Source organism: Mesorhizobium sp. ESP-6-2 (assembly GCF_020164675.1).
In the GTDB taxonomy this organism is placed as follows: Bacteria; Pseudomonadota; Alphaproteobacteria; order Rhizobiales; family Rhizobiaceae; genus Mesorhizobium.
This window is the reverse complement of sequence record NZ_JAIUGT010000002.1, coordinates 298,877-312,112: the sequence shown is the minus strand read 5'-3', so window position 1 is coordinate 312,112 and position 13,236 is coordinate 298,877. Positions and strand designations below refer to the sequence as shown.

Annotated in this window: 13 protein-coding genes and 1 other RNA gene; 4 read left to right on the top strand and 10 right to left on the bottom strand. The window is 62.9% G+C overall.

What is annotated here, in order from left to right; genetic code table 11:
* Positions 1-52 precede the first annotated feature (52 nt).
* From LB532_RS06525 to mraZ, 4 genes are read right to left on the bottom strand one after another with little or no spacing between them, the layout of a single operon-like run.
* On the bottom strand, positions 53-1,762 hold the full coding sequence (locus tag LB532_RS06525) for a peptidoglycan D,D-transpeptidase FtsI family protein (RefSeq protein ID WP_140639206.1): 1,710 nt from the start codon (positions 1,760-1,762) through the stop codon (positions 53-55).
* A complete protein-coding gene (locus tag LB532_RS06520) occupies positions 1,759-2,154 on the bottom strand; it encodes a hypothetical protein (protein ID WP_140580013.1) in 396 nt (131 codons plus the stop codon). Before LB532_RS06520 ends, LB532_RS06525 begins: the two co-directional genes overlap by 4 nt.
* A 3-nt stretch (positions 2,155-2,157) precedes the next feature.
* Positions 2,158-3,189, bottom strand: coding sequence for a 16S rRNA (cytosine(1402)-N(4))-methyltransferase RsmH (rsmH, locus tag LB532_RS06515; RefSeq protein ID WP_140639207.1), 1,032 nt, complete (start codon positions 3,187-3,189; stop codon positions 2,158-2,160).
* Positions 3,186-3,644, bottom strand: a complete 459-nt coding sequence (gene mraZ / locus LB532_RS06510) for a division/cell wall cluster transcriptional repressor MraZ (protein ID WP_140639208.1) — start codon at positions 3,642-3,644, stop codon at positions 3,186-3,188. Before mraZ ends, rsmH begins: the two co-directional genes overlap by 4 nt.
* A 407-nt stretch (positions 3,645-4,051) precedes the next feature.
* Here mraZ and LB532_RS06505 point away from each other — a divergent pair, with 407 nt between their 5' ends.
* A complete protein-coding gene (locus tag LB532_RS06505) occupies positions 4,052-5,167 on the top strand; it encodes a cystathionine gamma-lyase (protein WP_140639209.1) in 1,116 nt (371 codons plus the stop codon).
* A 166-nt stretch (positions 5,168-5,333) separates the two neighbouring features.
* Here the strand turns inward: LB532_RS06505 and rnpB are convergent.
* The 5 genes from rnpB to LB532_RS06480 all read right to left on the bottom strand — a co-directional run bounded on the left by rnpB (position 5,334) and on the right by LB532_RS06480 (position 8,590).
* Positions 5,334-5,743, bottom strand: an RNA gene (gene rnpB / locus LB532_RS06500) — RNase P RNA component class A.
* A 65-nt stretch (positions 5,744-5,808) separates the two neighbouring features.
* On the bottom strand, positions 5,809-6,543 hold the full coding sequence (locus LB532_RS06495; RefSeq protein ID WP_140639210.1) for a lytic transglycosylase domain-containing protein: 735 nt from the start codon (positions 6,541-6,543) through the stop codon (positions 5,809-5,811).
* A gap of 211 nt (positions 6,544-6,754) precedes the next feature.
* Positions 6,755-7,510, bottom strand: a complete 756-nt coding sequence (locus tag LB532_RS06490; protein ID WP_140639211.1) for an N-acetylmuramoyl-L-alanine amidase — start codon at positions 7,508-7,510, stop codon at positions 6,755-6,757.
* Positions 7,507-8,226, bottom strand: coding sequence for a J domain-containing protein (locus tag LB532_RS06485; protein WP_140639212.1), 720 nt, complete (start codon positions 8,224-8,226; stop codon positions 7,507-7,509). Before LB532_RS06485 ends, LB532_RS06490 begins: the two co-directional genes overlap by 4 nt.
* Positions 8,227-8,380: 154 nt before the next feature.
* Positions 8,381-8,590: a hypothetical protein gene (locus LB532_RS06480; protein WP_140495184.1), complete on the bottom strand. Its 210-nt coding sequence runs from the start codon at positions 8,588-8,590 to the stop codon at positions 8,381-8,383.
* Between the two features lie 239 nt (positions 8,591-8,829).
* Here LB532_RS06480 and LB532_RS06475 point away from each other — a divergent pair, with 239 nt between their 5' ends.
* Positions 8,830-10,077, top strand: a complete 1,248-nt coding sequence (locus LB532_RS06475) for a DUF3419 family protein (protein ID WP_224556455.1) — start codon at positions 8,830-8,832, stop codon at positions 10,075-10,077.
* On the top strand, positions 10,074-10,739 hold the full coding sequence (locus LB532_RS06470; RefSeq protein WP_140639213.1) for a class I SAM-dependent methyltransferase: 666 nt from the start codon (positions 10,074-10,076) through the stop codon (positions 10,737-10,739). The genes LB532_RS06475 and LB532_RS06470 overlap by 4 nt, the downstream gene beginning before the upstream one ends.
* A gap of 4 nt (positions 10,740-10,743) precedes the next feature.
* On the opposite strand, the gene LB532_RS06465 is transcribed toward LB532_RS06470, so the two are convergent.
* The gene (locus tag LB532_RS06465; protein WP_140639214.1) at positions 10,744-12,123 is read right to left on the bottom strand and encodes a serine hydrolase domain-containing protein; all 1,380 of its coding nucleotides are present in this window, start codon (positions 12,121-12,123) and stop codon (positions 10,744-10,746) included.
* 317 nt (positions 12,124-12,440) lie between these two features.
* Between LB532_RS06465 and LB532_RS06460 the strand changes: the two genes are divergently transcribed.
* Complete coding sequence (locus LB532_RS06460) at positions 12,441-13,235, top strand: GH25 family lysozyme (RefSeq protein ID WP_140639215.1); 795 nt, start codon at positions 12,441-12,443, stop codon at positions 13,233-13,235.
* Position 13,236: the final 1 nt, after the last annotated feature.

Genomic DNA, 13,236 nt, shown 5'->3' with positions numbered 1-13,236 from the left:
AGTTCCGTTCACCGCAACAAAATAGCGCGCAGTTGCCGGCGCGCCCTAAGAATCACTGATAGGAAACCAGCGTTGCACCATTTTCATGGCTGAAATCTGGCTTCACGCCAAGCATGGCCGCAGAACGCCTGATGATATTGCCGGCCATAACCCCCGCATTGTTGGCCGCGACGTCTGTCATCCCAGGCTTTTCCGGATGCGGGGCGTCGGCAATCGTGAACACGAGATATTGCGGATCGTCCATCGGGAAGGCGGCGACGAACGTATTGAAATTCAAGTCCTTCGAGTAGCGGCCATTGATGACCTTCTCGGCTGTTCCGGTCTTGCCGCCAACGCGATAGCCGGGGACCCTGGCATTTCTGGCCGAGCCCTTCTCGGCGTTGAGCGTATAGAGGTAGCGCATGCCCTCGACCGTTTTGTCGGCAACCACTTTCTTGGCCGCCGCCATCGCGTCCTGCTGGCTGCGGACCAGGAATGTCGGCTCCATCAGATAGCCCCCATTGACCAGCGCCGCGCAGCCGACGGCCGCTTGCAGCGGTGTCGTCGACACGCCATGGCCGAAGGCAATGGTGAACGAATTGACTTGCTTCCAGACTTTCGGTTCGGTCGGGCGGGCGACTTCGGGCAGTTCGGTCTGCATCTTCTCCAGAATGCCAAGACGATGCAGGAATTCGCGGTGCGCCTCGATGCCGACCAGTTCTGCCTCCCTGGCCGACCCGATGTTGGACGAATAGAGGAACACCTCCGGCAAGGACAGCACACGGTTCTTGCCGTGGAAATCGTGAATGGCCTGATGGCCGACCCGGATTGGATGCGAAGCGTCGAAGCGGCTCGCCATCGTCGCCTTGCCGGAATCGAGCGCCATGGCTGATGTGAAGCTCTTGAAGGTCGAGCCCATCTCATAGAGTCCCGCCGACATCCGGTTCAGCCGGTCCTTGTCCTGTGCATTGTAGGGATTGTTCGGATCAAAATCCGGCACCGAGGCCATGGCCACCACTTCGCCGGTCTTGACGTTGAGCACGACGGCACCCGCGCCCATGGCGCGATAGCGCTCCAGGCCGGCGGCAATCTCGTCGCGCACCACATGCTGGACGCGCAGATCGATCGAGAGCTTCACCGGCTTGAGATCCTTCGCCACCGCCAGGCCCGACGCCTGCAGGTCGCTCAGACCCTGCTCGTCGATATATTTCTCCATGCCGGAGATGCCTTGATTGTCGATATTGGTCAGGCCGACAATGTAGGACGAGGTTTCACCACTGGGATAGAAACGGCGCTTCTCGGTGCGGAAGCCGAAACCGGGAATGCCGAGCTGCATGATGTCGGCCTGCTGCTTGGGCGTCAGCTGCCGCTGCAGCCAGACGAAGCCGGCGCCGCTCTTCAGCTTATGGTAGGTCTGCTCGTAATCGATTTCCGGCAGCACCGTCGACAGCTTTTCGATCGCCTCGTCGGCGTCGACGATGCGGCGCGGCTCGGCAAACAGCGATGCCGTCTTGATGTCCGTCGCCAGCACCTCGCCGTTGCGGTCGACAATGTCGGGCCGCGAGGCCGTCACCCGGCTCTGCGGGCCGCCCGACATGTCGGGGGTCTGGAAGCCGAGATAGACCAGCCGCCCTGATATGATCGAGAAGATACCGAAGAACACCGCCATCGTCATGACGATGCGCGCCTTGCCTTTGCCTCCGGTCGCCTTGCGGGCGCCATCGACCACGATCGAACCGTCCTCGGTGGCCCTGGGGCGACGTTTCAGCAGTTTGCCGATCATTGGGCGATGCCTCCGGTCACGATGGGATCCTTGCCGTCCGAGGGTGTGTTGCCGGAATTGTCTGCCATGCCGCCTTGGCGCCCGTTCAGGATGTCCTGGATGTCGAGGGCTTTGGCTGGCAGGTCGCCGAGGCCGACGATCTGGTGCGCGCTGACCGGCTCCAGTTCAAGCTGCGACTTGTAGAGTTCGGCGAGCTTCTGTAGCCGCGACGGCTGGGTGAGCAGGCTCCAGTCAGCCTTGAGCAGGTCGATCGTGTCCTCCTCGTAGCGTATCTCAGCATGAATCTTCTGCACTGCAGCCAATTGGTCCTCGGCCTCGCGCTTGGTTTTGTAGGTCAGGGCCGCCGCCGAGACCATGACGGCGATAAGGACGATGTCGCTGGAACGAAACACGTGCTACCTCTCCCCCGGCCGCTCGATGCCAGGAAGTTTTGGGCCGGGAAGTTTTGGAAGGCCGAAAATCGAAAAGTCGCCGGCACGCGCCGGCGCATCGGTGCGGATGGCGGCGCGCAGCCTTGCCGAGCGGGCGCGCGGGTTGGCCGCAGTCTCGGCATCACCCGGCGTCACGCCGCCGCCGGACTTGCTGAAGGTGGCACTGCGTGCCCGTGCTTCCGGCATGTGGCGCGAGCCGCTCGCGGCGTCGGAGCGATCGGCAATGAAGCGCTTGACGATGCGGTCCTCCAGCGAATGGAAAGTCACCACCGCAAGCCGTCCGCCCGGCTTCAGCGCCCGCTCGGCGGCGAACAGCGCCTTGGCCAACTCACCGAGCTCGTCATTGACGAAGATGCGCAGCGCCTGAAAGACGCGGGTGGCGGGATGGATCTTGTCCTTCGGCGCCCGGCCGATATGCGTCTCGATGGCGTCGGCAAGCTCCAGCGTGCGCTCGAACGGACGCTTTTCGCGACGCGCTTCGATCATGCGCGCGATGCGCCCGGCGTGGCGCTCCTCCCCGAGGAAGCCGAAGATGCGGGCAAGATCGCCTAGCTTGAAGTTGTTCACGACATCTGCGGCGCTGAGGCCCGCCTGCGCCATGCGCATGTCGAGAGGCCCGTCGGTGCGGAACGAAAACCCGCGCTCCGCCTGGTCGAGTTGCATCGAGGAAACGCCGATGTCGAGCACGACACCGTCGGCACTTTCGACATGCTGGTCCAGCGTCGAGAATGGCGCCTGCACCAATCTCAGGCGGCCACCTGATTGGGTTTCGAGATCGCGACCGGCCACTATGGCATCCGGATCGCGATCGATGGCAACCACGGACGCGCCGGCCGCCAGGATGGCCTTGGTGTAGCCGCCGGCGCCGAACGTGCCGTCGACGATGACGTCCCCTTCCACTGGCGAGAGCGCCTGCAACACTTCGGCAAGGAGGACCGGAATGTGGCGGGTCGGTCCGCCAACGGCGTTGATGTCATCGCCGTGGCCCACCGTCATTCCGGTCGCTCCCCAGGCTTCGTCCCCTGCCGAAGCTGCAAAAGCCGGGCCCGCGCCTGCGCTCCGTAGGCCGCAAGCCGTCCCGGCTCCCAGATCTGAAAAAAATTGCCGCGCCCGACAAAGGCTACTTCCGCTGAAAGGCCGGCATGTTCGCGGATGAAGTCGCTGATCGTGATGCGACCATCCTGGTCCAGCTTCAGGAATGTTCCGTCGCCATGGCAGAAGAACGACATGTCGTCCGCCGTCTGCTGGAACGGATCCTCGAGCGCGATGCGCTGCTCGTAGCGGTCGAGCAGGTCGGGCCCGCCGACATCCATGGCCGGCAGATCCAGGCAGCGCAGCGCGTAGAGATCCGAATAGCCGCGTTTCTGAACGACGGCGCGAAAATGCGCAGGAACGGACACCCGCCCCTTCGCATCGATCTTGCTCACCGTGTTCGACAGAAACCGGTCCATCACACGTCACAGCGGCTTGCGCCGCCGCACCCCTCTTCGTCGTGTTACACGCGCCACCGCTACGCGTTCCCTGCCCTGAACCCGCCTCCATGACAGGGGCGAAAACCGGCAAACGCGCAGCCGCCGCGGCTGCCCGACTGGCGTACGCTTCACCCTGACGCGGAACGAAGGCTTTGGTATTGATATGGGATATCATGGGGTACTATGGGCGTCAACGGGAACAGGCTTCACAACATGCAGTCGCGACCGATAGAAGCGGCTTTGAAACACGTCTCGTCTTTATGGATCATTAAGCCTAACGAAGAGTTTAGAGCCGCTTGGCCCAACCGGACGCGCCTTGTCGCGAGCTGTTGCCGGGCATAGCGTCTCACCACACGTCCAGGGTCACCAAGAGGGTTGGAATGTCGATGTCTGAAACAGCACGGTCGCGCGCCGCGGCTCTTGCCCACCTCCGTCGCAACGCACTAGCCGTCGGCGATTCCATCCCGCTGCCACTCACCATGGCTGCCATCTTTCACGCGCCTGGCGACGCCACCGGTTTCAACCAGTATGGCCGTTTCAGCAATCCGACCTGGGATGCCGTAGAGCATATGCTGGCACATCTGGAAGACGCGCCCTGCGTCGCCTTTCCTTCCGGAATGGCAGCGATTTCGGCGGCATTTTTCGCTGCCCTCAAGACCGGCGACCGCATTCTTCTGCCTTCGGATGGCTATCACACGACAAGGGCACTGGCCGAACGCTTCCTGAAACCACTCGGCATCGCCTACGATGTAAGGCCAACCTCGACCTTCCTCGATGGCGGTTTCGAAGGCTATCGTCTGGCTTTCGTAGAGACGCCCGCTAATCCGGGGCTGGACATATGCGATATCGCGGCGGTGGCCGCAGCCGCACACAAAGCGGGCGCACTGCTCGTCGTCGATAATACGACCATGACGCCCTTCGGCCAGCGCCCGCTCGACCATGGCGCGGACATTGTCATCGCCGCGGACACCAAGGCGCCCAACGGCCACTCCGACGTGCTGTTCGGCCATGTCGCGAGCCGCAACGCCGACATCATCGCCGCGGTGACGGATTGGCGCGAAACGTCCGGCGGCATTCCAGGGCCATTCGAAGCGTGGCTTGTGCATCGCGGTCTCGAAACGCTCGATGTGCGCTTCGACCGCATGTGCTCCTCGGCGGAAGTGATCGCGCGGCGCCTGCAAGGTCACCCGGCGATCACGGGCCTGCGCTATCCCGGCCTGGAAGGCGATCCTTCGCACAACCTTGCCCGCGCCCAGATGGAACGCTTCGGCTTCCTTGTTTCCTTCGAACTCGCTTCGGAGCAGAAGGCCGAGGAATTCATCAACAACTGCGAACTGATGCAGGCCGCGACGTCCTTCGGCGGCGTCCACACCTCTGCCGAGCGGCGTTCGAAACGAGGCGATGCGGTATCGCCCGGCTTCGTTCGCCTTTCTGTAGGCTGTGAGCCGGTGGAAGAGCTCTGGAAGGCGATAGAGGCGTCGCTGGACAGGATCGGCGGCTGACCGGCTCGATCACGAGCCAATATGCTCAGCTTCGATATCGCGATGGCCGTGCAGCACACGAAGGATTTCGATCGCGTCCACGGGCGACCAGTCAAAGACCTGACTCGACAGGCGCGCCGGAGGGTGCAACCTGCTGATCTCAAAAAATTTCTCGTCGCGGAGAAAAACTGCCAGCTGGCCTGTAAGCCGGGTTCTGTATGGCCCTCGCCCCTTGCGGCGCGAGAACGTGGCGGCCATTCATCTTGGGCGCATATTGCCATGCGCCTCACGCAACCTACCCGGACGGTGAGCCGGAAACAGCCCTCGAGGGTTTCCCCTCGCACCGCCCCTATTCGGTCTTGCTCCCGGTGGGGTTTACCGTGCCGCTCCTGTTGCCAGTCGCGCGGTGGGCTCTTACTCCACCCTTTCACCCTTGCCCCGACCCGGCAAAGCCAAGTCGTGGCGGTTTGCTTTCTGTGGCACTTTCCCTGGGGTCGCCCCCGCCGGCCATTAGCCGGCACCGTGTCTCCATGGAGCCCGGACTTTCCTCACCCGCAGCCTTTCGGCTTTTGCTGGTGCGGCCGCCCGGCCAGCTGGCCAGGCGTATAAAGGGGTTCACGCCACAAAACGCAACCAAAAAAGCCGGTGACGACCGGTTCTTGTCACGCCGGTGACCCGACAGCCGCCAGTTGCACCTTGACCTTGCTGCAATAGGCGGCCGAAACCGGGTTCATCCGGGTGGCGCCGTGGCCGGCATTGTATTTCAGGATCGTGCCGCACGTCGTGCCGCCGCCGAGATCCCGCGCCATGGCAAGATACTTCATGCCGTATTTGATGTTGGTGTCCGGATTGAAGAGCCCATTGGCCGAGCCGCTATAGCCCATCATCCGCGCCGTCGACGGCTTGATCTGCATCAGCCCGATCTCGCCGGCGCCGCCGACCATGTTCGGCCGGTAGTTGCTCTCGATCTTGATGACTGCGTGAGCGAGCGAGACCGGCACGCCGTAGCTCGCGGCATAGCGCGCCACGATGGCCGAATACTGGCCGCCACTGGCCGCCGCCGCCGTCGAGGCCGCTGCCGCCTTTGGCCCGATCGATGCCGTCGTCGTCTTATCGACGACCTTGCGGCTGCGCGTCGCCTTGCGTTTCGTGCTCGCCTTCTTCGCCTTGGTCCAGCTCGCCTTCTCCACTTTCGCGGAAGGCTGCTTCGCCTCATTAGACTGCTTCGCCGTCTTAACATCCTTGCTGCTTTTGGCCGAAATGGCCTTGCCCTTGGCAGTCGCTGCGACGAGCCCCTGATCGGCCCGTGGGCTCAATGGCGCGGCGCTGGCCGCGCCGAAGGCAAAAGTCATTACGCCGGCAGCAAGAGCTGCCGTTACAACGGTCAATTTCTGCATGTGATCCTGTTCTGTCTGAACCGCGTGAAGATCTCCGCGCGGCATTGCTTGATCAAAATCGGAACATCCGGGGGGATAGACGTCCGACAAACTGTACGGATCGCCCTTTGGGGCCCGAATTGCGCGCAAAGAAGGCGGGGCAAGTCACTTTAGGTGACAGTTTGTAACTTAAGGTCGGAAAAGCATTACTTGGAAGGCATCCTGATCCGGGTCAATTCCCGTGCGAAGCGAGCAGCCGTTGAAGCGTGCGCATCGTCGATCCGTCCGCCACTCCATCGATCCGGCGTGGCCGGAAATGGCGCTGGAAAGCCTGGACCACGACCCGCGTCTGCTGGTCGAAAACACCCGATATTTCGACCCCATAGCCGTAAAGAGCCAGCATCGATTGCAGCGCCTCGACATCGGCGCCGGCGTCGCCGGTCTTCAGCACGGCGCCGCGCCTGACCGGCGCCGCCGCCACCAAGTGGCCGACGCCGGCCTCGAACAGGGCCCGCCAGGGAAACTTCTCGCCAGGGTCGATCTTGCGCCCCGGCGCCACGTCGGAGTGCGCCAGCACCCGCTGGGGGGCAATCGCATGCCGGCTGGCTATTCCGGCACACAAGCCGATCACCGCATCGATCTGTCGCTTGGGAAAACCGGGATAACCCAATGAATGCCCCGGGTTGACGATCTCGATGCCGACGGAACAGGAGTTGATGTCGGTGCGTCCGAACCACGAACTCTTCCCAGCGTGCCAGGCGCGGTCGCTTTCCCGGACCATCTGCACGATATGTCCATTCTCGTGCACCAGATAATGCGATGAGACCTCGCTGGCAGGATCGCATAGCCACGCCTCGGCCCCGGCGCCTGTGGGCATGCCGGTATAGTGCAGCACGATCATGTCGGGCTTCAGCGTCTCGCGCCGTGGCCCGAAATTCGGCGATACCCTGACCTCGGCGCTCGGCTCGTCGGGCAGGAAGCCGCTCATGCGTGCCGCAGGCCCCGCTCGATCATCTCATAAGCGGTGTTGATCGCCGCGAGCCTCGTCGTCGCGATCTTGATGAATTCCTGCGGCAGGCCACGCGCGATCAGCCGGTCCGGATGATTGTCGGAAACAAGCTTCCGGTAGCGTTTCCTGACCTCCTCGAACGGCTTGCCGCGCTCGATGCCGAGCACGACATAGGGGTCGGCCGCTCCAAGATCGACGTGCCTGGCAAGGATCGCCTCGTAGTGCACCTCGTCTATGCGGAAGATTTCGGCGATGCGATGCAGGAACTGGCCTTCACGCTCATGGATCAGCCCGTCGGCCTTGGCGATGTGGAACAGGCCGTCGAGTATATCCTCCAGCATCATGCAGTTCGAATGGCCGGAGCCGCAAAGCTGCGCCATGCGCTCGGCATAGGTCTCGAACCCGGCGACATCACGTTTGGCCAAGTCGTAGAGCCGCGCCACGTTGCGCGTCTCCTTCGGCGGCACCTCGAATATTTCCTGGAAGGCGCGTATCTCGTCCTGGGTGACGACCCCGTCGGCCTTGGCCATCTTGGCCGAGAGCGCGATCATCGCCACCGAGAAGGCAACGCGGCGGCGCAGATCCGCATCGCCGGAAAAAACCGTCCGCACGGCCTCGACCACGTCGGCGACGCCCGACGAGGCTGAAGACGAAATCCGCGTGATGAAGTCGCCAAGACGGTCCCAAATCGACATGGCCGCTTCTTAGAGCCAACCGGTCCCCGCTATCAAGCCAATAACGGCCGGCATCAGGCCTCCGACGAAAATCGATCTCGTGTGGGAACCGCTACCCGCCTGGGAGAAGGGCCGGCAAGACGCCGGCCCTCACCAGAACACAGGTACTAATGGACTACTGCGCGGGCGCAGGAGCGGGCGTTGCCGGAGCCGGCTCGGCAGGCTTGGTCGAATTATCCGCGGGCGCCGCGGGTTTCATCGGCTGCTCGGCCGGCGGATTGGTGCTCTGGGTGGTGGTGTTATCCGTCCCCGTGCCGCTGTCGCTGCATGCAGCGACGCCGAGCAGCGCAAGGGCGGACACCGACGCAAGAATGAGTTTTTTCATGATATCTCTCCTTCAACACACGCTCACGTTGCAGTGAACGGTCGAGAAGGAAATGCATCACTCAGCCATGGGTTTCGTAACGATGCGTTTCCGCATGTAACATCGCTCGCATCCTCCTCTTGCGGAACGCCTGCCCAGGGGTGAAACAGCTTTGCGCTCCCTGTGCAGGTTGCTGTCATCGACCTGTCATCGCTGGGCGTTACCCGCTTGCAGCAAAGCAAATGGGGAATCACCTTGCCATGACGGACGTTTCTGCAGATCTGATCTTTCGCCGCGGCAAGGAAGTTGGAAAAGCGGTCTACCAGAACCGTCCCCTGTCGAAGGCCGGAATTTCCGAACGGCTGTTCGCCTTCCTGTTTTCAGGCCTGGTCTATCCGCAGATCTGGGAAGATCCCGATGTCGACATGGACGCAATGCAGCTTGGCGAAGGCCACCGTGTCGTCACCATTGCCTCCGGCGGTTGCAACATACTGGCCTATCTCACCCGGTCGCCGGCCAGGATCGACGCCGTCGATCTCAATGCCGCTCACATAGCCTTGAACCGCATGAAGCTGGAGGCCGTGCGCCACCTGCCATCGCAGGGCGACCTGTTCCGCTTCTTCGGTGCCGCCGGCAACAACCGCAATTCTCAGGCTTACGACCGCTTCATCGCGCCGCACCTCGACCCGGTCAGCCGCCACTATTGGGAGCGCCGCAACTGGCGCGGCATCAGGCGCATCGCCGTCTTCGACCGCAATTTCTACCAGACCGGCCTGCTTGGCCTGTTCATCGCCATGGGCCACCGCACGGCGAAATTCTTCGGCGTCGACCCTGCCGGCATGATGGAAGCCAGGAACATCGGCGAGCAGCGCCGCTTCTTCAACGAGGAGCTGGGGCCGGTGTTTGACAAGAAACTCTTGAAATGGGCGACCTCCCGCAAGGCCTCGTTGTTCGGCCTCGGCATCCCGCCGGCGCAATATGACTCTCTCATCACGTCCGGCGACGGTACCATGGCCAGTGTGCTGAAAGCCCGGCTGGAAAAGCTCGCCTGCGATTTTCCATTGAAAAACAACTATTTCGCATGGCAAGCCTTTGCCAGGCGCTACCCCGAACCCGGCGAAGCCGCCCTGCCTGCCTATCTTGAAAGGCAGAACTACGAGGCCATCCGCGGCAATGTCGACCGCGTCGCCATTCATCATGCCAATCTGATCGAATTTCTGGCAGGCAAGGACGCGGGTTCCGTCGACCGTTTCATCCTGCTCGACGCGCAGGACTGGATGACCGAGGACCAGCTCAATGCGCTGTGGTCGGAAATCACCCGCACCGCCTCCGCCGGCGCGCGCGTCATCTTCCGCACTGCGGCCGAGCCAAGTCTGCTGCCGGGCCGTGTCTCCGCGTCCCTGCTCGACCAGTGGAGTTACGAGAGCGATGCGTCGCGCGAATTCTCGGCCCGCGACCGCTCGGCAATCTATGGCGGCTTTCATCTCTACGTGAAGCGCGCCTCATGAGCACGACCGAACTGCCGGCCAATCACGCCGAACTGATGGATGGTGTCTACCGCTGGCAGCGTCACATCTACGACCTGACCCGCAAATACTATCTGCTCGGCCGCGACCGGCTGATATCAGGGCTGGACGTTCCGCCGGGCGGCACGGTGCTGGAGCTCGGCTGCGGCACCGGGCGAAACATCATCCTCGCTGCCCGCAGCTTTCCCGGCGCGCGCTTCTATGGCCTCGACATTTCGGCAGAGATGCTGGAGACCGCCGGCACCGCGATTGCCCGCGAAGGCCTGTCCGATCGCGTCATGCTGGCAAGGGGCGATGCCACGGAGTTCGACGCAAAGGCGCTGTTCGGCCGCGACAGCTTCGACCGTGTCTTCGTGTCCTATTCATTGTCGATGATCCCCGGTTGGGAAAAGACGGTCTCGGCCGCGCTGGCAACGCTCGCTCCGGGCGGTTCCCTGCACATCGTCGACTTCGGCCAGCAGGAAGGCCTGCCGGACTGGTTTCGGACCCTGCTTCGCGGCTGGCTCAGAAACTTCCACGTCGCGCCCCGTGAAATGTTGCGCGAGGTACTGGAATCGGAAACGCGAAAAATTGGCGCAAGCTTCCGTTTCCGCACACTTTATCGTGGCTACGCCTGGCTGGCGGTGGTCCGGCCGAGCAGCTGACCGGCTAGCGCAGCGCCTTGACCAATGCCCCGACCATCGTCTGCGGGCGATAGCCGAGCTTGGCCGGCGTCAGGCCGAGCCGCACCACCACCAATTGTTCGGACGGGATGATGGCGACGGTCTGCCCGTCGTGCCCCTCCATCCAGTAGGTGTCCTTAGGCAGGCCGGCGGCGACGCCGGCACCGGGATTTTCCTCGTCGCCCGGCGCTTCGATCCACAATTGCCCCTTGCTGTAGACTTTCGACGCCGACGCCGGTTCCCGCATCCAGTCGACGAAACCGGCCGGCAATATCTGGTTGCCGTTCCAGACCCCGCCCTGCAGCAGGAACTGGCCGAAGCGGGCCCAGTCATGGGCGGTGGCGTAGAGATAGGATGAGCCGACGAACGTGCCCTGCTCGTCGGTCTCGAGCACGGCGCTGTGCATGCCCAGCGGCTCGAACAGCGCGGTGCGCGGCCACGTCAACGCCTTGGCCCTGTCGCCGACCGCATCCTGCCAGAGCCGCGACAGCATCACAGCCGTGCCGCTCGAATAGGAAAACTTCTTGCCCACTTCGGCAGCCAACGGCTTTGATTCGGCAAAACCTGCCATGTCGGGCTCAAGATAGAGCATGCGCGTGACGTCGGCGACGTCGCCATAGTCCTCGTTGAACTCCAGCCCGCTCGACATTGCCATCATGTCGGCAAGGCTGATTGCGGCGCGGCCATCCGCCTTCCAAGGCGCGAAAAGGCCCTGGTTGGTCATCGCCATCTTGCCGTCCTTGACCAGCGTGCCGACTAGGGCGGCATTGACCGTCTTGGTCATCGACCAGCCGAGCAACGGCGTCCGGGCGGAAAAGCCGTCGCCATAGCGTTCCACCACGACGCGGCCGTTCTTGACCACCACCACGGCGCGCATGCCGGCGCCGACCATAGCGACGTCGTCGACGATTTTCGCCACATCGGGATTCTGCGAGGCTTCGACCCGCTCGCCCTCCGGCCATAACGCATCCTGTTTAGGCGCCGAGGGCTCGGTACGGATCGCGATCCGCCGTGCCTTGCCGACATCGCCATCCGGAACCGAGGCGCAGCCCAGCCCGTCGCGGGAAACCGCGATGCTCTTGCCGAGGAAGCCAAGCAGGCCGGCGGAGACTGTGCCCCGGTTCTTATCGACCGAGACCCGCATCAGCTTGAGCAAGGGATGACCGGGCGCCTGCACGTCAATGGCAAGCACCTCGTTGGCGTCGCGCGCGGCGATGAAAACGTTGGAGCAGACGATCTTTGCCGAATAGCCCGAACCGACCCGGATCAATTCGGGCGGCGCGAAATAGAGCCACGCAAACAGCGCCGCGACCGACAGCACCATCAGGCCGAGCAACCATTTGACGATCCTGGCAACGATCCGCATCTTTCCCGCCCCTCGATTCCAGCCTTGATCCATGTCATCGATTTGCCGCCATTGCTTCCGCAAAATCATGGCTGTTGTCGAGCGCCGTCAACCAGATATCAACCATGATCGGCGATCACAGGTACATGTCGCCCAAAAACGCGCAGCGGTTTCGGAATCACGACGCGGAGAGAAATATTTGAAAGGCGCCGAAAATGGCGCGCTTTGAAGATACCGGACGATGCTGTGGGGCGATCGTCCGGCGGGGGCCAGACCAAGCGCCGGCCATCAGTACACAGGCCCATCAGCGACCGGCTGCAACCGGCTCGGGAGTTGTGATGCGCCGTCTCGCGGCCCTTTCCATGCTGACGCTGCTCGGCGCCTGCTCGACCGTGGAGGATCTGTCGCCGCTGTCGCCGTCCAGCAGTGCGACGGTTGCGGTGCGCGCGCCCCGCTTCGGCGATTCCAAGCCGCATGAATGGGACAGCGGCGCGCCGTGGAGCTATGCCGTTCACGGCACCGACGTCTCCAAATACCAGACCTCGGTCGACTGGCCGATAGCCAAGGCCAGCGGCATCTCCTTCGCCTTCATCAAGGCGACGGAGGGCGGCGACCGTTTCGACGAGTATTTCAACGAGCATTGGGCCCGCACCAAGGCCGCCGGGATTCCTCGTGCCGCCTATCATTTCTTCTATTTCTGCACGCCGGCGGCGGTACAGGCGCGCTGGTTCATCCGGAATGTTCCCGTCGACCGCTCGGCCATGCCGCCGGTGCTGGACATGGAATGGAACCCGAAATCGCCGACCTGCAGGCTGCGCCCCGACCCGGCCACTGTGCGCGCGGAGATGACCACCTTCCTCGAAATCGTCGAGCGGCATTACGGCAAGAAGCCGATCATCTACACGTCGGTGGACTTCTTCGAAGACAACGAGCTGTCGACCTTCCGCGGTTATCCCTACTGGCTACGCTCCGTCGCCGGCCACCCGCGTCAGAAATATGGCAGCCATCCCTTCACCTTCTGGCAGTATACGGGAACCGGCATCGTTCCCGGCATGACCGGCAAGTCCGATATAAACGTCTTCAACGGCAGCCAAGCCGCCTGGGACAAATGGTTGAGGCAGAACACACATTGAC

What these genes read in the sequence shown, in the direction of transcription:
- LB532_RS06460 (WP_140639215.1), top strand. Translation starts at nt 12,441, where the DNA reads ATGCGCCGTCTCGCGGCCCTTTCCATGCTGACGCTGCTCGGCGCCTGC.
- mraZ (WP_140639208.1), bottom strand. Translation starts at nt 3,644, where the DNA reads ATGGACCGGTTTCTGTCGAACACGGTGAGCAAGATCGATGCGAAGGGG.
- LB532_RS06465 (WP_140639214.1), bottom strand. Translation starts at nt 12,123, where the DNA reads ATGCGGATCGTTGCCAGGATCGTCAAATGGTTGCTCGGCCTGATGGTG.
- LB532_RS06485 (WP_140639212.1), bottom strand. Translation starts at nt 8,226, where the DNA reads ATGTCGATTTGGGACCGTCTTGGCGACTTCATCACGCGGATTTCGTCT.
- LB532_RS06505 (WP_140639209.1), top strand. Translation starts at nt 4,052, where the DNA reads ATGTCTGAAACAGCACGGTCGCGCGCCGCGGCTCTTGCCCACCTCCGT.
- rsmH (WP_140639207.1), bottom strand. Translation starts at nt 3,189, where the DNA reads ATGACGGTGGGCCACGGCGATGACATCAACGCCGTTGGCGGACCGACC.
- LB532_RS06470 (WP_140639213.1), top strand. Translation starts at nt 10,074, where the DNA reads ATGAGCACGACCGAACTGCCGGCCAATCACGCCGAACTGATGGATGGT.
- LB532_RS06475 (WP_224556455.1), top strand. Translation starts at nt 8,830, where the DNA reads ATGACGGACGTTTCTGCAGATCTGATCTTTCGCCGCGGCAAGGAAGTT.
- LB532_RS06495 (WP_140639210.1), bottom strand. Translation starts at nt 6,543, where the DNA reads ATGCAGAAATTGACCGTTGTAACGGCAGCTCTTGCTGCCGGCGTAATG.
- LB532_RS06480 (WP_140495184.1), bottom strand. Translation starts at nt 8,590, where the DNA reads ATGAAAAAACTCATTCTTGCGTCGGTGTCCGCCCTTGCGCTGCTCGGC.
- LB532_RS06525 (WP_140639206.1), bottom strand. Translation starts at nt 1,762, where the DNA reads ATGATCGGCAAACTGCTGAAACGTCGCCCCAGGGCCACCGAGGACGGT.
- LB532_RS06490 (WP_140639211.1), bottom strand. Translation starts at nt 7,510, where the DNA reads ATGAGCGGCTTCCTGCCCGACGAGCCGAGCGCCGAGGTCAGGGTATCG.